Raw genomic sequence first — 20,983 nt, 5'->3', positions numbered from 1 at the left:
GTCCATTTTTGACGTGCTTTAGGGTTAAGTGGATGCATGATTTCGTTCGTTACTGGATTAATGAGCTTTTTGACTTTCTTTTTATGAGGTTTTAACATTTCCATCACTTGCGCTACACGTTCGACTACAACAGGGCGCTTCGCATAGGCACCATAAGCAAGAATCACTGTTTCACTTTCACTTATCGCTTTCATCAAGTGAATGTCGGTGTGTTCATCGTATGGCTCGTTGATATGTTTGAGATTTTCTGGACTTTTAATATTAGAGAATAGATTTACAAGATATACAGCACCGTATCGTTCTGAATTCGCTAATTGATTGAGGATAAGAACAGTTGTGAGATCGAGTGATAATACACCATCTAAATGGGGGTACATCGTTATCATTGTACAAGCAGGTTTCTTTTCATCTCATGTTTTCTTGAGTAAATAGCGGTGCTTTTTATCCTTGCTAAATATGACTTCTGTGTATATCGTACTTTTTATTGTATTCATATATCGTCACTTCCTTTAGTATTCTTCTGGCAAAAGCATCACATAATAAAAAGCGTCTACATCATCTTCACGAATGACGTAGACTTTCTTAGGTAATGCATTTTGATATTTTACATAGTTTGTATAGTGATATTCCAATTTGTATGCGGGTTGTTCTTGTTCATGTGTGATTGAGAGTATATTTTCATCTTCTTGTAGTCTAAAAATGTGTAGGTAATCTGTATGGCCTTGATAATCTCTTTCTTTTACCATATTCCAAAGTAAGATTTGAAGGTCTAGAGATAGGTGTTCACTAATACCTCTTGTGATGTATCGATTGATTTTCATACTATTTTCCTCCATTTTGCTTTTCTTTCATGATGTCAATCACTTCGTTAATGACTGTAACAGATATTTGTGCCACTTTGATCCAATTATTCATGGTTATTCCCTCCTTCTCTTAGTAAATGACGTTCATCGATAATCGTATTTTTAGTATCAGTGAGGTAGAGAAAGTCCATATCAAAATGATCCAAATAACCAATGCTGATGAGTTGGTTATTGGCGTACATAAGGAATGGATAGATACTTAGCTCATGTAGTTCATTGTTATAGTAGGTATAAGTGTCAAGTGTAAGATGCGCAAGTAGGGAATTATTAATAAAACGTTCCGGTAGAATATTTTCTGCTGCTTCCTCCAATGCTTCACATTCCCATGTTTCGTTGTTAGATAGTTGGAATAGACGAGTTATATATTGTTTGAGTTCTTGAGTGGTTGTTTGCATATTATTGCCTCCTAGATAGTGTGATAGTGATGTAGTTGATATACATCATTGAGATAATATATATTTGATTTGTCATTTATTACGAATCCCGGTGGGAATAAGAGAAAATTCCATATAAAAATCCGTGATAAACGTTGATATGACAAGGAAATCCCGGAATCCCACTCATTTTGACGAACAATCAACTCATTATTTATAAGTATTGATGATAGGGTTGTGCCTCTACTTCCTTATATATATTATTTATTTATAAAAAATAACGGGATTTTGGGATTGTGCTTGCACAATCCTTCTGCTTCTTCGAATCTGCAAATCCCATTCCTTTCCCGGTAAAAAATCATTGTGGGATGTTCTTTAGCAATTTCAATATAAGCATCGTGTAGTAGTAGATAGATAATGCAATTTGCTACCATGTTAGAAAAGTGTTATTGAAATTGATAAAGAGAATTCTTAAACTTAGTTAGAAAAAGTAATCAGAAGAAGAAAATAAAGAACTTTCTATAATAAAAAGTCTTCACTATTAAATTTTAGTGAAGACTTTTTACTTAAAAATTTATTATTTATAAAACTAAGCCAATAATACTTGCTGAAATAATTGATGCTAATGTTGCACCTAATAATAATCTTAGGGCAAAAGAAGCTACTTTATTTCCCTGTTTACTATCAATACCTTTAATAGCTCCTACCATAATTCCAACAGTACCAAAGTTAGCAAAGCTTACAAGATAAACAGATATTATACCTTGAGTCTTTGGAGATAGAGAAGAGGCAATTTTTTGAAAATCTAACATTGCTACGAACTCATTTGTAATTAACTTTGTTGCCATAATTGATCCAGCACGTATAGCTTCACTCCATGGAACACCCATAATAAAAGCGATAGGAGCAAATATGTAACCAATCAATTTTTTAAAATCTAAACCGACTAAATCAAATACAATGGTAATTCCTTTCATTAAAGATATAAAAGCTAACAACATTATTGCTACAGTAATAGCAATTTTGAAGCCATCAATAGCACTTTCACCAATCATTTGAAAGAAAGTTGTTTTTTTAACATTTTTTTCTGATTCAGCTTCTACTTCTTTATTATCATTTTTGTAAGGATTAATGACGCTAGCAATTATCAAAGCACTGAAAATATTTAAAACAACTGCAGTAACTACATATTTAGGATCGATCATTTGCATATATGAGCCTAGCATAGCCATACTGACAGCACTCATACCTGAAGTAGTAATAGTATATAACTTTTCTTTTGACAAGCTTGGAATAATATTTTTAACTGTTAAATAAACCTCTGGTTGACCTAACATAGAAGTAGATATTGCGATATAGCTTTCAAGTTGCCCCATATGAGTTATTTTATTAATTATCCAACCTATAATTTTAATTAGAAAAGGTAAAATTTTAAAATAGTTTAACATACCAATTAAAACCGAAATAAAAACTAAAGGTAGTAATACATTTAGAAAGAAATTATAGCCGTTTTTATTTTGTAAATCTCCAAAAACGAATTCAATACCTTCTTTACTAATATTCATTAAACCCTCAAAAAATGTACTCATTGCGGTTAATAAATTAAGACCTATTGATGTATTCATCATAAATAAAACAAGAACAATTTGTATTACTATCATAATCATTGGTTTTTTTATATCTATAGCTTTTCTATTAAAACTAAAAATATATGCAACTAATAAAGCAAAAACTATTCCTAAAAATGTGAAGATTATTGACATAGTCAAGCACCTACATTTTGCTGAAAGCTACAGCTATTTTAGCTCCTAAAACAGCGTTATTTTCTACCAACTTAATATTTGTTTCTAAGCTTTTGCCATCTGTTTTTTCAACGATTGTTTTAAGAAGGAAAGGCGTAGAGTCTTTTCCACTAATTCCATTGGCAATAGAATCTTTAACAGCTTCTTCAATTATAGTGTCAATATAATCTTTAGAAAGTTCATGTTCTTTAGGAACAGGATTTGCAATGACCATTCCACCATGTAAATTTAACTCCATTTTGGTCTTGAAAATTTCAGCTATTTCTGTAGGTTCCTCAACTGAACTATTTAGTTTTAAACCGCTTTCTCTAGTGAAAAAAGCAGGTAGTTCAGTTGTTTGATATCCAATTACCGGAACACCTTTAGTTTCTAAGTATTCAAGCGTTTTAGGCAAGTCTAAAATAGATTTTGCTCCTGCGCATATAACTGTAACATTTGTATGCGCTAGTTCTTCTAAATCTGCTGAAATATCCATACTAGTTTCTACGCCCTTATGAACACCACCAATTCCACCAGTGACAAAAAATGGTATCCCAGCTAATTCTGAACAAATCATAGTAGAAGCAACAGTTGTAGCCCCAATTTTTTTAGTAGCAACTATTTCTGCTAAGTCGCGACGAGATACTTTAGCGACATTAGGACTATTTGCTAGAGTCTCCAAGTCATTTTCGTTTAAACCAATTTTTATTTTCCCATCCATTATGGCAATAGTAGCAGGTGTGGCGCCATTGTCTCGTATTATTTGTTCAACTTTTTTTGCCATTTCAATGTTTTGTGGGTAGGGCATACCATGAGAGATTATTGTAGATTCTAAAGCTACTATGGGACTATTGTTTTTTTTGGCTTCTTCAACTTCTGTAGAAAATTCAAGAAATTTTTTCATTTTTAAATTCCTCCAATTCAATTTCTAATTGTTTTTGATCTAAATTTTGTCTAACAGTGTAATTAGTTTCAACAGTTTTCTTCGAGTTTAACAAAGCTAAGTTAATAATGTCTTCATTAGTATAATTTTTTAGCCAACTATATATTACTGCGCTAGTAAATGAATCACCAGCACCAGTTACATCAACTACATTTTTAGATGAAATTACTGAGTGAAATGATTCTGAACTATTATCTTTGAAAATGAGTGGTTTTAGTCCATTTGTAATAATGACGTTAGACACACCAAGATTAATTAATTTCTCAGCAGCAATACTCATGTCATCATTACTATCAATTTTCATTTTTAAAAAAGTTTCGGTTTCATCGCGATTAATAATTAACCAATCAATTGAATGTAGTGAATTAGGCATATGGATCATTTTAGGTGAAGATACTGGTACAATTACTAACTTAATATTGTTTTTTTCTGCGAATGAAGTGAGGTACTCAATAGATTTTTTGGGTAAATTTAAATCTATTACTAAACATTTAGCTTTTAATAAGATAGATGACTGCTTTGACAGAAATTCAGGTGTAATTTCCTCGTAAATATTCATATCTGCAAAACCATACTGCATATCACCTTTTTTATCTATAATAGCTGTATATGATCCTGTACTTGCATTTTCTATAGGTTGAATATAATTTGTATTCATAAAAGGCTCAGATAGTTTTTTAATTAAACTCCATTCGCTATCATTTCCAGCTGCTGTTAAAAATGTAACATTTTCACCAAGTCTCCCTAAGTTTTCAGCAATATTTCTTGCTACGCCTCCAATCGATTTTGTTGATTTTACTGGATTGGAAGTCATAGATTGTAGATCAGTATCACAATAAAACTTTCTATCAACATTAGCAGCTCCAATACAGATTATGGAATCTTCCTCATTAACAATGTATGCTTTTCCTAATATATATTTCTTTTTTATTAAACCAGATATTATATTAGCTGTGGCTGGCCTTGATAAACCAATACGTTCTGCTAACTCTTGTTGAGTAATAAAAGGATTTTTTTTAATTTCGTTTAAAATAGATTGCTCTTTATTTTTCAAAATAGCACCTCCTTTTAAAGAAACAATAGTTCATAAACAAAACATTTGTTTGTTTCATTCAAAGAGATAATAACATATATACATTTTTGTGTAAACGTTTTCTTGAAGGGTTTTATTTTTTATTCTATTAAAATATAATTATACTCACTTTATTTACTAAATAATAAGATACAGTGTTTGGGACAAAAATAAAGACGAAGTGCTAAGAAGCACTTCGTCAAGTGGATGGTTATTAAATAGTTGTTTGATAATCTCATTATTCAGTTTGAGCGTAACGTAAAATTGCTTCTTATGATGCTCATCTTTTCTTATGTCAATACGATCGATGACCGTCAGATACAATGATTTCAACTGTGATTTCTCTAATTTGTCTATATCTTTAAATATTTTTTGTAGTATGTTGGCAATCATATCAGTATCATAATGTGGAGCTTCCGCTTGTTTATCTTGTTCTAGTTGATGTATTTGATTATTTATTTGATTCAATTCATCTTGGTAGCTAAGTATTGTGGGTTTCAATACGCTATCTAAGTCAGGTGAGTCTTCAATGGTTTTCGTTAGTGTATGCATTTTGGCTTTGACTTCTTCACATTGTGACTGTTTATAGGCGATATCATGATTCAAAGAAGATACGTCTATTTGACTTCTTTCATTTACTTTTTCAACCAATTGTTTCAATACCTTTTTACTTTTGATAATCTCCAATATTTGATCCATAACATATTTTTCCAATACATCTGCTCTAACACTATTGGCTGAACATACTTTAGAACCTTTGTTTCTAAAATTACTACATGAGTAATATCTGATTCGTTTCTTAGTGCCATCTTTTAAAGTATTAGTTGTATTACTTGCGGCCATTGCTGCGCCACATTTCGGACTCGGACATTTTACAATCCCAGTCAGTAGATTGGTTCCTTTACCATGAACTTGTGGTTTCTTACGACTCTCTTGGCGTTTAAACTGTACTTTATCCCATAAGGCTTTATCAATAATAGGCGCATGCTTACCATCCGCAATAATCGGTTCTTCATTGAGTCCTTTTCGTCTCTTATCGCTCCAGTGTCTATACTTCGCAAACTGTATCTTTCCAATATAAAAAGGGTTTGAGATGATATAGGTAATGGATGAAATACTAAACGGTTTCCCTTTCTTAGTCACGTAACCTTTGTGATTTAATGCATTCGCAATTTTACGATAACCGTGCCCTTTGGCGTATGACTCAAAAATATATTTAACAATATTTGCTTCATGTTGATTAATCATCAGTTCTTTTTTACTATCAGGCACTTTATCATAGCCTAGAGGTAAATTACCTTGGTAATAACCTTCAATAGCACGTTGTCTTTGGCCATTGTAGACATTTTCTACAATTGTATTTCTTTCAAATTCAGAGAAGCTAGCTAAGATTTGGAGCATTAATTTACCAGTTGAGCTGGCAATTTCTATTTTTTCAGTTAGACTAAAAAATTCGACATTAATCTTATATAATTCTTCGACAATAGTTAATAAATCTGAGGTATTTCTAGCTAAACGATTGGTTTTGTAGACCATAATACAATCTAACTTACCGTCGTTTGCATCTTTTAACATACGTTGTAGTTCAGGACGTTGCGTGGTTTTACCCGATATACCTCGATTGGTATATTCATCAACGACTTCATATCCTTGAAATTGACAATACTCTTTAAGTTGATTTAACTGGCTTTGAATGCTGTAGCCGTTCGTCTGGATTTCAGTCGATACACGGGCATATAATCCAATACGTTTCTTTTTGAGTTGTGTCATATGACTTCATTCCTTTCAGGAGTTATTAAATGTGATTGTTCAACGATATTGAGTGGACTATTTTTAAAGTAGATTCCTTGTAATTGTTTAGTTTGAGTTATTGTAATTTCATCAATCAAAGGTGCTATGTCCTGTAAAGTTATTTTATTTTTTATGACATATTTTAATTTGTCATCGATTTGGTAGGTTGAATAAGTAGGATAATTCTCTTCACTTTTACAACTAGCAGATAAACGTTTGAACGTTTTTACATCAATACGATTTTGAGCTAGCTTTTCAATCAATTGTGCTTGTGTTAGATGGGTTTCTTTATGCTTTATTTGTTGGTGTTTTAGAGCTTTTAGTACTGTCTTATTTAATTTGTCATGAAATGATTGATTGTCACAATACGCTTTACAAGTGCTGAGGATCTCTGTTTCAATCATTTGTGCATTGATACCTTTAAATGGACACGTATGATAAGCTTCATTCATATTCTTAGGACAAACGTAGTAACGTAGAGAGTAATTTTCTTTTTTTATCGTTAAGTTTGTTAATGTTGATTGACAGTAAGGACATTTGATTCGTCGCTTTAACTTATTTCTAGAATTGGATCGATTGTGTTGTTTATGAATACGACGCTCTTGTGCTTCTTCAAACGTATCAATATCAATAATAGGTGGAACGATATCATTAAATGTTCCATATTTATTAATGACACGACCACAATAATTAGGGTTCAAGAGAATATTTCTAACTTGATAGGGCTTACGTGGAATAAGCTTAGGGTTGTTATCTAAATGTTGGGAAATTTTTTTGTAGCCTAGCCCTTGTAAGTACCAGCAATAGACCACTTTGACTGTATAAGCTTCTTCTTCATGTACAACAAAATGACCTTGTTTGTAACGATAACCAAACGGAGCATGAGTTGTGATTAGCTTACCTTGTTTGGCTTTTTCTCTTATCCCATTTCGTGTCTGTTCACTGATATTATTAGACTCCATTTCAGCTAGACTCATAAGTATGTTTAGGCGAAAGCGATCAAATTCTTTAGATAAGTCAAAATAGCCATCATTCACGCTGATGATTGTGACGTGATGCTTTTTACAAATTTCAAAGAATTGTATAGCGTTTTTCAAATTACGATGAAGTCGATTCAGACGATAACAACATAATACTTTACATTTTCCAGACGTAATCATTTCTACCATTTTTTGATAACCTGACCGTTTTGTATGTCGACCGCTTTTCTTATCATCATAAAACGTTACATTAGGCCATCCATATTGCTTAGCAGTATCCATAATAAGTGATTTCTGTGTCGCTAAGCTTTGTTGTTTGAGTGTACTTTGACGTACATACCCAATGGCTTCTACCATGTTATACACCTCCAAAAAGATAATATATATTTGTGAGCAAATTAGAATGAAAGGTCCAACGTGCTTTTAACACGTTGGACCGCCATGATTAATTATCGATCTGTAACTCTTCAACAACTAAATCAGCTAGTAATTCAATCAATTCATCCATTTTATTCACTCCTGCACGATTTTATCTTTAAGTTATTAAAAATCAATTAAATCATCATTCTGTTTTTTCCATGATTCAAGCATCTTTTTGTTATCCAAGTTAATTTTAGCTTTAATAGGTTCAGCATCTTTAGTTAGACCAAAAATAGACGCATATTCTGAATCTAACTTTAAATGGTAAAAGACAAGTGACTGTTTTTTGCCATTGTCATCTTTGACTGTTCTTTTTGTTGTAATTCGATCATGGTCAGATTCGATAAATCCTTTATCCCTTAGTGCATTAACAACATTATTAACATCTTGGAAGTGATGCTCTAACAACATATTTTTAAATACAGACGCAATGATTTTGACTTCGATATACTCATCTTTTAAGGCAATTAGTCCATGGTTCTCCATCATATTCTTTAACGCTTTGTCATCAGAAAACTTACCACGGTTTTGTGCTACAAATTGCGTAATGACTTCGATCGCTTTATCTGCCAGTGATCGTTCAGAGACTGTATGAGCATGATAATCAATAAAGTAGTCTCTTATTTTAGCGATATCAATATCTGTAGGTAAAACATGACTGAGAATCTTGGCCGAAGTAGTGATAGCTGCATAGCGCTTAAACATACGAATACCAGTATTATTTATTTCATCCTTCAATTTATCTTTAAACCAATGATGTAATTCAAAAACGGATCAAAAAACAAAGGGCCCTAGAAACTAGGAGCACACTTACACAAGAACAATTGATAGATAAATTAGCTAAAGGAGCCATCGATGCAGAAACGTTCAGAAAACAATCTCAATCGTTACTTCAACAATCAAAACCAACACTATCAATAAATGAGCAACAAATTCAAAGGTCTTTTGAAAATGTAATTCAACAACACTTCACGTTAAGCATGTTATACCGATATATTGATGAAATTCATATTTCTAAAAACAAAAGCCTTGTGGGAATCTATTTCAAAAATGAACCGCTAAACATTGTAAACCAAGCTACGCAATCATCGATTGCTTAATTAATGAAAGGATGAAAAATATGAAAGAAATGAAAAGAAAATCTGTAGGATGTTATGTTAGAGTTTCAACAATTTCTCAAGACATTGATAAATTTAGTATTAATGGTCAAATTACACAAATAAAGGAATATTGCCAACAGGGAAATTATGAATTGCTATACTGATAATTAAAAGTACCCCCCGATCGAACGAAAATATCTTTTTGATGACTATTAGTGATAATTGTAATTTTATCCATTAATAGATGAATGGATTGGAATAATACTAAGCCTATTGCTATTCCACCGAGTAAAATTACCCACCCGCCTAATTCAATACTTTCCGGAATCATTTCAAAAAATAATAAGCCAATTATAAGGCCTGCACATAATGAATAAATAAAGCCATGACCACTTTGAAAACCTTCCATTATCCAAGCGAGTCCACCGCCAACACCAATTCCAAGTGCGGAAGCTAACGCCCGATCATCCATACTGCACTCATCCCACTATTCTTAAAAAGGCTTTGTTTATTTTACTCTAAAAAATCAAAACAAAATATATGAATTCATATTAAATATTATTTGATTCTTTATTCAGATGGTTATATCATATATATGAACATATATTAATATATGTAGATAAATAGTGATTATTATATATAAGGTTTTGAATTGAAACCTAAAGTGAGGGAAGGATAATGGAAGAAAAAAAGGAATTAGAGGAAGTAAATAATAAGGACTTAGATGATGAAACATTATTTGTCGTATCGCAAACATTTAAAGCGTTAGGTGATCCTACGAGAATCCGGATTCTCCATTTGCTCTTTTATAAGGAGTATTCGGTAAACGGTATTGCTGAAACGCTACATCTTAGACAATCAACAGTTTCCCATCAATTGCGGTTCTTGAAAAATTTACGGTTAGTAAAATTCCGAAGGGAAGGCACAACATTGTTTTATTCCCATGATGATGAACATACTATGAATATGCTAAAACAGGCGATCGATCACGCCTGTCATTACTAGTATTCCGTAAACCAGTAATGAGTGTTAATAATAATTCACGTCATTAATATTGTTATATGATCATATAACAATATTATAGGCATATGAAAAGGGGATTTTGCAATGGATATGGAAAACAAAAAAACAGAATGGAAAGCGTTGTATGATATCTCGAAGGAAAGTGAGATGGGTGTAGCAGAGAGGGTTAGTGAATACGGTTGATAAATTCATAGGATGTATTATTGGATACAAAAAGTTTGGATGTGGTCAATTAACGTCCTGGTTTAGTAAAGCTTACTGCGAATATATTGGAACCCGATATATCATATTTATTTAGAAAGGTGATAGAAATGAAAAATATTCAAGAGCAACAAGCACACGAAAGTCATAGCCACGATCATAGTCATGATCATGATCACGGAAAAATGCCAATTATTTCATATTTTATTGGCTTAGTGTTGGCTATAATTGGGCTTTTTTTAAGTGATGCAAATTTATTAATACAAAACATCTTATTTTCAATTGCCACAATCACAGCCGGCTACCATGTAATTATTCTCGAAGGAATTGGAGAGACAGTTGAAAATACTAAATTAAAGGGAAAATTCACTCCTAATTCTCATATTCTAATGGGATTAGCTGCAATCGGGGCTTCTCTGATAGGGAGTTTTTGGGAAGGAACCCTTTTGATACTTATTTTTTCCGGCGCTCATTTTCTTGAAGATTACGCTGAAGGAAGAAGTAAAAGAGAAATTACTAAGCTACTCGAAATGAACCCAACGACAGCTAAATTAATCCTACCTGATGGAAACACAAAAATTGTTGATGTCAGTGAATTAAAAGTTGGAGATCAACTCCAAGTGCTGAACGGTGATCAAGTTCCAATTGATGGGATTATTTTATCCGGTACTACCTCAATTGATGAATCTTCTATTAATGGAGAAAGTATACCGAAAGAGAAGTCTAAGGGTGACGAAGTTTTTGGAAGTACGATTAATGGAACAGGTACTTTTACTATGGAAGTCACTAAGGAAAACAAGGATACTGTATTCTCTAAAATTTTACAATTAGTTAGTCAAAACCAAGATAATCAAACAAAAGCTGCCAGTATCATTCAAAAATTCGAGCCTAAATATGTTAATATAGTTTTAATCGCAATACCATTAGTAATGTTACTTGCTCCTTTTCTATTTGATTGGACATGGTCGCAAAGTGTTTACAGGGGATTAGTGCTTTTAGTCGCAGCTTCACCGTGTGCTTTGGCAGCAGCTACTGTATCTGTAACATTGTCTACAACATCTAACCTAGCTAAAAAAGGCGTGCTTTCAAAAGGAAGTACTTACCTATCACAATTAGCGGATATAGATGCAATTGCCTTCGATAAAACAGGAACCCTTACGAACGGAGAACCTAAAGTAACAAATTACTATTTCACTCATTCTGTGAACGAAGAAAATATTATTGATATTATAGTCGCCCTTGAAAAGGAATCCAATCACCCACTCGCTAATGCTATTTTAGAAAAATTTGAAGTTAAAAATAAAATAGACATCGAAGTTACTAATCAAATTGGAAAAGGTCTGACAGGAGATTATAATGGAAAAAATTATCGTATTGGTAAGCCTACTTCTTTTGAAAGTGCTTCTGAAGAGTATACCCAGTTCAATCATGATTGGGCATCAGAAGGAAAGACGGTTGTATACGTAGCAGAAAATGAAGAAGTTATTGGGATTATAGCTCTAATGGATATTCCGAATGAGCATGCTAAAGAAACAGTTAATTACTTTAAGAAACTTGGTATCCACACGACTTTAATTACTGGTGATTCGGAAATGACGGGAAAAGCTGTAGGCGAACAATTGGGAATAGACGAAGTTATCGCTAATGTAATGCCTGAAGATAAATCCAGAATTATAGAAGAACAAAAAGAAAAATTTGGAGTTACTGCCATGGTCGGAGATGGTGTGAACGATGCACCGGCCCTTGTTAATGCTGATGTTGGTATAGCTATGGGGGGCGGTACTGATGTGGCAGTAGAAGTATCTGATTTGGTTTTAATGCAGAACAATTTATCTAAATTAGTACAGTCTCATAAAATTTCCTCAAATATGGGTCGTGTTATTAGGCAAAATATTATTTTTTCAATGGCAGTTGTTGCCTTTTTAGTTGTCGTTAGTTTGTTAGGATTAACTGATATTACAATCAGTGTAATTGTTCATGAAGGAAGTACTTTAGTAGTTATACTAAATGGACTTCGATTATTAAGATCTAAATAATGAACGAATCGATTGACATGAATGAACTTTGAAGTGTGGATTCTACAATGCTCCCATAACATTGGACACTAAAAAACAGAGCAATCTAATAAAGATGTTATGAGTAAAAACAATGCCTTGCATACCGTTTTTATCATACGGGCGGTCAAATAAGCAATTAAAGAGCATGGGAAGCATAAAATCATAAACAGTGACTTAAGGCAGCCAGTTTACATTCAAAAGTTAAATTGACTGTATTAAAAGTTTCGAAACGATTAATATCCGTATGGGGGCAAGCGTCGAGCCAAAGATAATGCCAGGACAGAGCGTCTTTTTCCGTTCTTTTAAGTGGGAAAGGTTTTACCTTCTCTAGGCCAAGACAGTCCCAGAGCTAAAAGGGCCAGTTGCTCTTTTTGGGCGTTTGTGAACGGTAATCGCAGGAAGGGGATTTTCCCAACCGCACCTGGTTTTCCATCACAATAAAGTTGGCGGCATTTGTTCTGATATTCTTGGGAATACTTACACTATGAATGGCCGTATTAAGTGATACAGGAGCTGCTATTATTGTAATACTGAATGCTCTCCGCCTTTTGAGGGTAAAAGAATAAAAGTAAGGATAACTAGGTAAAGCTGTTCAATCAAAAATTGAACAGCTTATTTTTCATCAAAATCAAAAACGTTTATTATAATACCTACACTTGTTCTGTTAAACGTACCGATTTTTTAACCTTATTGTATCAGTAATATCTTGAAACGAAGTAAGCGACTAAAATTTCTCTTTTATCATACGTTTATAAAAATACACTTTTAAGAACGGTTTGAAAATTTTTGAAATAGATCAAAATAATCTTCTGGTTAAAAAACCTGTAGATATGATTTCTCTCTTAAATTTTTGTTTGATTAGATTAGACCCTAATAAGACGCATTCAACATGTCTACACGTGAATTTAGTCTTTGAAAATGTAAGGACCATTATTATTATAAAAACCCTAGTATAAAACGATACGCTGAAGGTAGACGTATCACACCAGCAAAACCTGCTAAAGATGCTAAGTTACACTTAGATAATCAATCCTCATGAAGAGAAAAAAGAACCCCTAAAAAGTTCAACTTTTTGGGGGTTGCTTACTATTAAGAAGTATTTTTGATTAAGCATCTTTCATATCGTAATCACCAATATACTGATCAAGGCGATTTATTGTTTCTCTGATATCATCATGTGTCGTTAATGGATTCGTTGTACATAAACGAATGACACGTTGGTTATTCAATACTGTGGTATAAGCAATGGCATAACCAGAATCTGCAATTTTTTGCGCAGCCATGCTATTGAGTTGATTATTTTGTGCTTCAGTTAAATCACTGTTTTCATATCTGAAGTTCACAATGGAAAGATTAGCGTGTGAGATAATACGCCAGTTATCGAGACTTGACACGTATTCTTCTGCATATTCTGCTAAACCTTCGCCGTATTTAATGCGCTCGATAATTTCATCTTCACCAATGACTTGCAGAGTAATCCATAATTTTAAAGCACGTGCAGGGCGTGTAAGTTCAATGCCTAACATTTCTGGATCAATCACATCATCATCTGAAGCAATATCATCCAAGTACTCAGCATCTTCGCCAAAGCTTTGCAGCAGATGATTCTTTTCTTTCACGATTACCATAGCGCAACTATATGTTTGGAACAGTAATTTGTGTGCATCCCAACTGGCACTATCTGAACGTTCAATGCCTTTAAATAAGTGTTGTGCTTTATCGGATAAGATATGTGATAGTCCATAAGCACCGTCTACATGGAGCCATAGATTGTAGTGATCACAAATATCTCCAAGTGTGGTGAAATCATCGACAGAACCTGTATTAGTCGTGCCTGCAGTCGCAATCACCATAGCAGGTTTATAACCTTCTTCAATATCTTTATCAATTGCGGCTTTTAAGCTATCTGTATTCATTGTAAAGTCATCGTTGTACTCAATTCTGCGGATATTATTTTTAAGGAAGCCTGCAACATGCAAGGCTTTGCCTACAGAATGATGCGTTTGAGATGTAAGATAAACGGTTGCTTTTTTAATATCTTCCATTTCTACCTGTGCATCTCTAGCCGCAACGATAGCTGTTAAATTGGCCATTGAACCGCCAGATACAAAGACACCACCGGCCGGTTTGATCTCATAACCGATTTTTCCTACCAAGTAGTTAATTAAATTACGCTCAATATTAATTGGCAGCGTCGCATTGGCAAAATTAGAGGCATGGATATTATTTGCTGTTGTTAAAATGTCTCCAAGCCATGATAGACGTGATGCTGGACCTGGTATAAATGAGAATGAACGTGGATGGTTCGGACGATATAAATAATTCAGCACTTCATTATTTAAATCTTTGAGTACTTCATAGATATCTCGCCCTTTATTCGGCACTTCCATCTTTTCATATTTCTCTCTCAACTCGAGCGGTGCCTGTTGTGTCGCAGGTAAGTCTCCAATATCTCTAGATAAATATTTATTAACTTCATCTCTGATAATCGTCTCTAAGTCGATATTGTTCTCATTGAATTCCATTTCCATACTCTCTCCTTCAATTATATTTTTAATAAAAGACAGACGTATTAATTACGACGTTTTACTACAATATAAATGATAGCAGATATTAATAAAACCACGCTAACCATAACGACGAAACCCAGAAGGTGTCGCCCCAATGAATAACGTGCTGTGCTTTAACACTCGGTGCATGTGCGCCTTTCAGAAATTGACGAGGGTAATCGACTTGCAGATTATCATCTGTGATTTTCAAATTGAACCCTTCATTACGGCAAAGTTGATCGCCTTCAGGAATACGACGAGCGACAGCCAATAAGATTCCCATTGTTAACTCAGCTGTTGCATTTGTAGAAGCTATAGGTGTATTCGTAACATTAATATGGTGTTCGCGAGCTGCTTGGATATCAATGTTATTAAAACCAGCACCATAATTTGCAATGATTTTTAATTTTGGCGCCGATTCAATAACTTGTCGGCTTACCTGGGTAGACAATAAAGTGATTAATGCATCTGCATCTTGAATTTTTTGGATTAACAGTTCTTGAGAAATCAACGTTTCACCTGTGTACATATCAACATCAAAATGTTTTTTGAGTTGATTAAGTCTTGTTTCTGGAATTGCGCCTGCTATAAAAACTTTTTTCATAAAAATCGTCTCCTTTGATTATGTGAAAAGTTTCGCAATATTTAATTTAAGTTTAGCATGTGCCTAGTGATTAGGTATGTCTAAAATGATGAAGTAGTGGGTGTTTTTTGTCTGAAACAAACAAATTTCAGAATATAAAAAGCCTCCTAAACGTTAGATACAGAAACATAACGTTTAAGAGAGCGTAGGGGGAAGGGTATTAAGTACAAGATTTTCGGTTATGTATGTTTCAAAAATAAATTGTAATAAATTAAGATTAGTAAAATAGGAATTTATAAAGAAGAAATAAAGGATTGAATATGCTTATTTAAGTTTGATCGCTATATGAAAGAGTATGAGACATAAATAGATATTCTTAAAATAAAAGGCTGGGACAGAATCTTGATATATTACTCCCTTATAGTTTCGATTTGTACATCGTCTAGTTTGAAAGGGCTATATCATATCGTGTCTCAGCCTTAAATTTCATATTTAATTATACTTGATATCGGATAATTAAATAATTTTAAAATCATTATTTTTACACTAATATTACAATTTTAGTTTTGTAATTGTAATTCGATTTCTTCTAAACTTTTACCACGCGTTTCCGGTAAGAATTTAACTACAAAAATGAGTGCTAATGCCCCTATAACTGCAAAAATCAAGAATACATATTGTACTTCTAACATATTAACAAGGATAGGAAATACTTGAGAAATAATAAGTGTTCCTATTTGTAATACTACAATAGCGATACCAGTAGCTGCACCTCGAGCGCGTGTAGGGAACATTTCTGGCAACATTACCCACATAATTGGCCCCCATGTTGCGCCAAAGAATAGTATAAATAACGATAAACAAATGATAATAATCCAAGCAACTTGAGTAATACCCATAGTAGCAATTGTAATTGTCATTATCAAAAGTGAAATAATCATCCCAATATTCCCAATTACAAGTAATTTTTTTCTATCAATTTTATCGATGATAACTATAGAGAGAATTGTTACCAAAACATTGACTATTCCTAAACCAACTGTTCCAAGTATAGAGCTTGAACTTCCTAATCCAGCTTTAGTTAGTATAAGTGGTGTATAATATATAATTGCGTTAATGCCTATGATTTGTTGGAAAAATGCAAATAAACAGCCAATGATAAGTACTGGACGTACCCATTTTGCTCTGAGTAATTTCCATGCGGATTCTGAGTTATGAATTACATTTTTCATATCGTTTATTTCTTTTTCAATCTCATCTTGTTTAAATGTTAAGCTCATGACGTGACGTGCTGCTGTTTCAGATTTGTTTTCTAATAGCCATCTCGGACTTTCAGGCATAAATATAACGCCGATTAATAATATGATAGCTGGTACAACTGCTAAGCCAATCATCCATCTCCAAGCTTCTGCATCAGCCAATAAAAAGTTTGTACAATAAGCTACTAATATACCAATAGTTATCATTAAAGGGTTTAATGCGGCTAAGGAACCTCTGAATTTTGTAGGGGCCATTTCAGAAAGATATACAGGTATAATAGCTGTTGAACTACCAACACCCAAACCTATAACAAGTCGTCCTATCACTAATAAATCGACACTATTTGCAACTGCCATTAATAAAGAACCAATAATGTAAATGATAGCAATAATAAATACAACTTTACGGCGCCCTAATTTGTCAGAAATCGGACCACTTAAGCCAGCGCCTATAATAGCACCGATTAGCATAGAAGACACAACTAATCCTTGGGTAAAGCTAGTAAGTGGAATATCATTATTAATAAATAGTAAAGCTCCTGAAATTACGCCATTATCATATCCATAGAGTAAACCGCCAAGTGCACCTAGTACAAAAATGAGTTTTTTATTAACTTTGAATTCCATTGTTATCCACACTTTCACTTGTTATATTGTCTATTAAATACACTTTCGTTTCATATGGACGTAATGTATTTTTTAGGATAGGTTCACCATAATTTCCAATTAACAATTTTTTATTTTCATTTTGTTCAATTCTATAATTAGTATTTATTTTTTCGTCTGTAAAATTACTTATAACATATAATTTACTTTCATTTAAAGTTCTCTCGAAAGCGAATATCTTGCTGTTGTTTCTATCTATTGCTTTAAAGCTGCCATAAACGATAATTTCATATTGCTTTCTTAATTGGATGAGTGCTTGATAATAATAAAATATAGAGTCGCTATCATTTAATGATGCTTCTACATTAATATTTTTATAATTTTCATTAACTACGAACCAAGGTGTACTGTCAGTAAATCCAGCATTTTTTGTTGAATCCCACTGCATAGGAGTGCGTGCATTGTCTCTAGAGGCAAAATGAATATATTTCATCATTTGCGAATTAGTTATAGAATTTTTATTTTCGACTAATTCTTTATATGCGTTTAATGTTTCAATATCTTCATATTGCTCAATATGATTTAAGTGAATGTTTGTCATACCGATTTCTTCACCTTGGTAAATATATGGTGTGCCTTGCAATAAATGTAATGTGGTAGCTAGCATTTTAGCCGAAAGTTTACGATATTCTGGTCGATCATCACCAAAGCGGGAAACACATCTTGGGTTATCGTGATTATTCCAATATAATGAATTCCATCCAATACCTTGAAGTTTTTCTTGCCACTTAAATAAACTTTCTTTTAAATCTCTTAAATTTACTTTTTGATTATTCCATTTACCTCTAATAGGATCATAATCTAGTGACATATGTTCCCATTGGAAAATCATTTGTAATTCATTACGCTCAGAACCAGTGTATTTTAATGCTTCTTCAATCGGTACATTCACCATTTCTCCAACTGTCATTACGTCATATTTTGATAAAACCTCTTTATTCATTTCATTTATATAACGATGCGCATTAGGACCGTTTGCAATAAATGAAGCTGAATTTGGTTCAAGGTTTTGAGATATGTTAGGGTCATCAGGGATATTTGGATCTTTTGAAATCATATTTATAACATCCATTCTAAAGCCATCAACGCCTTTGTCTAACCAATAGCGCATCATATCATAAACTTCGGATCTTAGTTGTTCATTGTCCCAATTAAGATCAGGTTGTTTTTCTGAAAATAGGTGCAAATAGTACTGATTAGTTGTTTCATCGTATGTCCACGCAGGGCCATTAAAATAACTTTGCCAATTATTCGGATAATTACCATCGTCACCATCTTTCCAAATATAGTAATCTCTATAAGCATTATTCTTATCTTTTCTACTCTCAATAAACCATGCATGCTCGTCTGATGTATGATTAACTACTAAATCCATAATAATCTTTATATTTTTTTTGTGTGCTTCTTCTAATAATTGATTAAAATCATTCATATCTCCAAAATCATTCATGATTTTCTTGTAATTAGAAATATCATATCCATTATCATCGTTTGGAGATTCATAAATTGGGTTTAACCAAATAACATCAATACCAAGTTTGTCAAGATAATCTAATTTTTGTATGATACCTTGTAAATCTCCTATGCCATCATTGTTACTATCTTTAAAACTACGTGGATATATTTGATAAACAACTGCTTCTTTCCACCAATTTTTTTCCATAAAAAACATCCTTTCTATAAAGAGAAATTTTTACTCAAACGTTTGAGTAAAAATAATAATTAAAAATCTAAGTTAAAAACTTAGATTTTTAAATGTGCTTAATTGTTTCACCTTCTATTAAACTAAAAGGGATATAACTTGATTTAAGAGGTTTATAATTAGAAATGGTATTAATTAATGCTTTTGCACCCTCAAAACCAATGTTAAAGAAATCTTGTCTAACGCAATGTAAACGTGGGCGATACATTTGAGAGATGCTTGTCCCATCTATAGACATTACCGAAAAATCTTTAGGAATAGAAATATCAACAAGAGATAACCCATTTATTACACCTAGTGCTATTTCATCACTTGCAGCTAGTGTAGCGCTTACATTCATCTTTGTCAATTTATTTTTTGCACTGACGTAACCACTTTCATAGCTATAATCCCCTTCAATGATCCATTTTTTATATCCTTTAATATTATAGTCTTGTAGGGCTTGTTGATATCCTTTAATTCGTTCTGATCCAATGTTTTTCTCGTCAAAATCAATACCAGTAAAAGCAATTTTTTGATGTCCTTTATTAATTAAATACTGTGTTCCTTTATAAGCCATTTGAAAATCGTTCGAAGCGATAAATGGAGCGTTATTTTTAGGGTTAACTGATAAATAGATATATGGAATATTCATGTTTTTTAAATATGTGAAATTACTTTCTTCTAAAGTCAATGAAATAATAATTATGCCAGACACTCTACGTTCAAAAAGTAGCGCTAAAGCTTTTTTTTGCCTTTCTGCATCTTGATAGCCAGCGTGTACCCATATAGCGCTAAAACCTTCTTCAGTAACTTGCTTTTCAATACCATTAATAATGTCACCAGAAAAATTAGTCGTTGCATCCATCATCATTACACCAATTACTTTTCCGTGTTGCTTAACAAGTTCTTCTGCAGCTAGATTCTTGTTATAACCTAGGTCTTCTGCTATACGCTTAATTTCTTTTTCAGTTTTAGAGCTATAACCACCAGCATTGGATAAAACTCTTGAAACTGTAGAAGGTGTTTTATTAGCTATTTTTGCAATATCTTTAATAGTTACCGACATTTTTGCCCCTTCGTTTCTTTAATAAATTTACAAAGCTCTATTAAAGTCATTATATAATATATAGAAATATATTGAAACGGTACATATAAACCTAAGCTTTTTCTAGAAATAAAGAACGATTAACAAGAGGATTAACGAAATTGTGTAATATATTAATTAAAAAGTTGATTTCCTTTGGCTCATTGATTGGCAAATTGGTGCCGATATTCAGAAGCGCTGATTTCAAAATGTTTTGTGAAATTTTTAGAGAATAATAGTGGATCTTTGTAACCAATAAATATGATGGATAGTATTGCAATTAATAGAATATTAATAATTTTTTTCATTTTTTTCTCCTTTGTTTGAAATATTTAAAATTTAGCAAATTAATTTTATCGAAATTTTATAGTTTTATCTACTACATTTTTTATTTTTTATTATTTTAGTTAACATCTACACTAATTTTTACATAAAATTGGTATGCCATAGAATTTAAATAAGAAAATGTATAAGTATATGGAGAAATAGTTAGAAAAAATACTTGAGGAAAAATAAAATGAAGTGCTAAAAAACACTTCGTAGAGAATACAGT

14 protein-coding genes and 4 pseudogenes are annotated in these 20,983 nt (G+C 32.5%); 3 read left to right on the top strand and 15 right to left on the bottom strand.

The window, feature by feature from the left end; all coding sequences use genetic code 11:
- From HMPREF2953_RS10880 to HMPREF2953_RS10840, 9 genes and pseudogenes are all read right to left on the bottom strand, one after another.
- Nucleotides 1–494: pseudogene (locus HMPREF2953_RS10880) on the bottom strand (DUF1643 domain-containing protein); the annotation flags it as partial.
- Between the two features lie 15 nt (nucleotides 495–509).
- Entirely contained in the window at nucleotides 510–821 is a 312-nt protein-coding gene (locus HMPREF2953_RS10875; protein WP_070673398.1) for a DUF960 domain-containing protein, read from the bottom strand.
- Between the two features lie 86 nt (nucleotides 822–907).
- Complete coding sequence (locus tag HMPREF2953_RS10870; protein WP_070673396.1) at nucleotides 908–1,258, bottom strand: SAUGI family uracil-DNA glycosylase inhibitor; 351 nt, start codon at nucleotides 1,256–1,258, stop codon at nucleotides 908–910.
- Between the two features lie 560 nt (nucleotides 1,259–1,818).
- Nucleotides 1,819–3,000, bottom strand: a complete 1,182-nt coding sequence (locus HMPREF2953_RS10865; RefSeq protein ID WP_070673394.1) for a NupC/NupG family nucleoside CNT transporter — start codon at nucleotides 2,998–3,000, stop codon at nucleotides 1,819–1,821.
- Between the two features lie 10 nt (nucleotides 3,001–3,010).
- On the bottom strand, nucleotides 3,011–3,922 hold the full coding sequence (locus HMPREF2953_RS10860) for a pseudouridine-5'-phosphate glycosidase (protein ID WP_049395052.1): 912 nt from the start codon (nucleotides 3,920–3,922) through the stop codon (nucleotides 3,011–3,013).
- On the bottom strand, nucleotides 3,906–5,015 hold the full coding sequence (locus tag HMPREF2953_RS10855; RefSeq protein WP_070673391.1) for a carbohydrate kinase: 1,110 nt from the start codon (nucleotides 5,013–5,015) through the stop codon (nucleotides 3,906–3,908). The genes HMPREF2953_RS10860 and HMPREF2953_RS10855 overlap by 17 nt, the downstream gene beginning before the upstream one ends.
- A gap of 156 nt (nucleotides 5,016–5,171) precedes the next feature.
- Nucleotides 5,172–6,803 (bottom strand): cassette chromosome recombinase CcrB, encoded by a 1,632-nt coding sequence (ccrB, locus tag HMPREF2953_RS10850; protein ID WP_070673389.1) that lies wholly within the window; start codon nucleotides 6,801–6,803, stop codon nucleotides 5,172–5,174.
- Nucleotides 6,800–8,161 carry a cassette chromosome recombinase CcrA gene (gene ccrA, locus HMPREF2953_RS10845; RefSeq protein WP_070673388.1) on the bottom strand — a complete coding sequence of 454 codons (1,362 nt, stop codon included), beginning with the start codon at nucleotides 8,159–8,161 and terminating at the stop codon, nucleotides 6,800–6,802. Before ccrA ends, ccrB begins: the two co-directional genes overlap by 4 nt.
- A 186-nt stretch (nucleotides 8,162–8,347) precedes the next feature.
- Nucleotides 8,348–8,977 (bottom strand): annotated as a pseudogene (locus tag HMPREF2953_RS10840) (hypothetical protein); the annotation flags it as partial.
- An 8-nt stretch (nucleotides 8,978–8,985) separates the two neighbouring features.
- On the opposite strand from HMPREF2953_RS10840, the pseudogene HMPREF2953_RS10835 reads away from it, so the two are divergent.
- Nucleotides 8,986–9,324 (top strand): annotated as a pseudogene (locus HMPREF2953_RS10835) (recombinase family protein); the annotation flags it as partial.
- Nucleotides 9,325–9,469: 145 nt separating this feature from the next.
- Here HMPREF2953_RS10835 and HMPREF2953_RS10830 read toward each other — a convergent pair.
- Complete coding sequence (locus tag HMPREF2953_RS10830) at nucleotides 9,470–9,796, bottom strand: ZIP family metal transporter (RefSeq protein WP_256263337.1); 327 nt, start codon at nucleotides 9,794–9,796, stop codon at nucleotides 9,470–9,472.
- A 206-nt stretch (nucleotides 9,797–10,002) separates the two neighbouring features.
- On the opposite strand from HMPREF2953_RS10830, the gene HMPREF2953_RS10825 reads away from it, so the two are divergent.
- Nucleotides 10,003–10,329 (top strand): ArsR/SmtB family transcription factor, encoded by a 327-nt coding sequence (locus tag HMPREF2953_RS10825; RefSeq protein ID WP_053027548.1) that lies wholly within the window; start codon nucleotides 10,003–10,005, stop codon nucleotides 10,327–10,329.
- 329 nt (nucleotides 10,330–10,658) lie between these two features.
- Nucleotides 10,659–12,584 (top strand): heavy metal translocating P-type ATPase, encoded by a 1,926-nt coding sequence (locus HMPREF2953_RS10820; RefSeq protein ID WP_053027547.1) that lies wholly within the window; start codon nucleotides 10,659–10,661, stop codon nucleotides 12,582–12,584.
- Between the two features lie 1,127 nt (nucleotides 12,585–13,711).
- Here HMPREF2953_RS10820 and HMPREF2953_RS10815 read toward each other — a convergent pair.
- The 5 genes and pseudogenes from HMPREF2953_RS10815 to HMPREF2953_RS10795 all read right to left on the bottom strand — a co-directional run bounded on the left by HMPREF2953_RS10815 (nucleotide 13,712) and on the right by HMPREF2953_RS10795 (nucleotide 20,412).
- Nucleotides 13,712–15,130, bottom strand: coding sequence for a pyridoxal phosphate-dependent decarboxylase family protein (locus HMPREF2953_RS10815; RefSeq protein ID WP_002498810.1), 1,419 nt, complete (start codon nucleotides 15,128–15,130; stop codon nucleotides 13,712–13,714).
- Nucleotides 15,131–15,365: 235 nt separating this feature from the next.
- Nucleotides 15,366–15,758, bottom strand: a pseudogene (locus tag HMPREF2953_RS10810) (hydroxyacid dehydrogenase); the annotation flags it as partial.
- A gap of 539 nt (nucleotides 15,759–16,297) precedes the next feature.
- On the bottom strand, nucleotides 16,298–17,623 hold the full coding sequence (locus tag HMPREF2953_RS10805; protein WP_070673386.1) for a sugar porter family MFS transporter: 1,326 nt from the start codon (nucleotides 17,621–17,623) through the stop codon (nucleotides 16,298–16,300).
- Nucleotides 17,607–19,325 (bottom strand): glycoside hydrolase family 13 protein, encoded by a 1,719-nt coding sequence (locus HMPREF2953_RS10800; protein WP_070673384.1) that lies wholly within the window; start codon nucleotides 19,323–19,325, stop codon nucleotides 17,607–17,609. Before HMPREF2953_RS10800 ends, HMPREF2953_RS10805 begins: the two co-directional genes overlap by 17 nt.
- Before the next feature lie 88 nt (nucleotides 19,326–19,413).
- Nucleotides 19,414–20,412: a substrate-binding domain-containing protein gene (locus HMPREF2953_RS10795; protein ID WP_049394528.1), complete on the bottom strand. Its 999-nt coding sequence runs from the start codon at nucleotides 20,410–20,412 to the stop codon at nucleotides 19,414–19,416.
- Nucleotides 20,413–20,983 lie beyond the last annotated feature (571 nt).

Origin of the sequence: Staphylococcus sp. HMSC072E01 (assembly GCF_001814125.1) — a bacterium.
Classification (GTDB): Bacteria; Bacillota; Bacilli; order Staphylococcales; family Staphylococcaceae; genus Staphylococcus; species Staphylococcus hominis.
This window is presented reverse-complemented; position numbering and strand designations above follow the sequence as displayed.

What these genes read in the sequence shown, in the direction of transcription:
- HMPREF2953_RS10860 (WP_049395052.1), bottom strand. Translation starts at nt 3,922, where the DNA reads ATGAAAAAATTTCTTGAATTTTCTACAGAAGTTGAAGAAGCCAAAAAA.
- HMPREF2953_RS10870 (WP_070673396.1), bottom strand. Translation starts at nt 1,258, where the DNA reads ATGCAAACAACCACTCAAGAACTCAAACAATATATAACTCGTCTATTC.
- HMPREF2953_RS10805 (WP_070673386.1), bottom strand. Translation starts at nt 17,623, where the DNA reads ATGGAATTCAAAGTTAATAAAAAACTCATTTTTGTACTAGGTGCACTT.
- ccrB (WP_070673389.1), bottom strand. Translation starts at nt 6,803, where the DNA reads ATGACACAACTCAAAAAGAAACGTATTGGATTATATGCCCGTGTATCG.
- HMPREF2953_RS10820 (WP_053027547.1), top strand. Translation starts at nt 10,659, where the DNA reads ATGAAAAATATTCAAGAGCAACAAGCACACGAAAGTCATAGCCACGAT.
- HMPREF2953_RS10795 (WP_049394528.1), bottom strand. Translation starts at nt 20,412, where the DNA reads ATGTCGGTAACTATTAAAGATATTGCAAAAATAGCTAATAAAACACCT.
- HMPREF2953_RS10875 (WP_070673398.1), bottom strand. Translation starts at nt 821, where the DNA reads ATGAAAATCAATCGATACATCACAAGAGGTATTAGTGAACACCTATCT.
- HMPREF2953_RS10815 (WP_002498810.1), bottom strand. Translation starts at nt 15,130, where the DNA reads ATGGAATTCAATGAGAACAATATCGACTTAGAGACGATTATCAGAGAT.
- ccrA (WP_070673388.1), bottom strand. Translation starts at nt 8,161, where the DNA reads ATGGTAGAAGCCATTGGGTATGTACGTCAAAGTACACTCAAACAACAA.
- HMPREF2953_RS10865 (WP_070673394.1), bottom strand. Translation starts at nt 3,000, where the DNA reads ATGTCAATAATCTTCACATTTTTAGGAATAGTTTTTGCTTTATTAGTT.
- HMPREF2953_RS10825 (WP_053027548.1), top strand. Translation starts at nt 10,003, where the DNA reads ATGGAAGAAAAAAAGGAATTAGAGGAAGTAAATAATAAGGACTTAGAT.
- HMPREF2953_RS10800 (WP_070673384.1), bottom strand. Translation starts at nt 19,325, where the DNA reads ATGGAAAAAAATTGGTGGAAAGAAGCAGTTGTTTATCAAATATATCCA.
- HMPREF2953_RS10830 (WP_256263337.1), bottom strand. Translation starts at nt 9,796, where the DNA reads ATGGATGATCGGGCGTTAGCTTCCGCACTTGGAATTGGTGTTGGCGGT.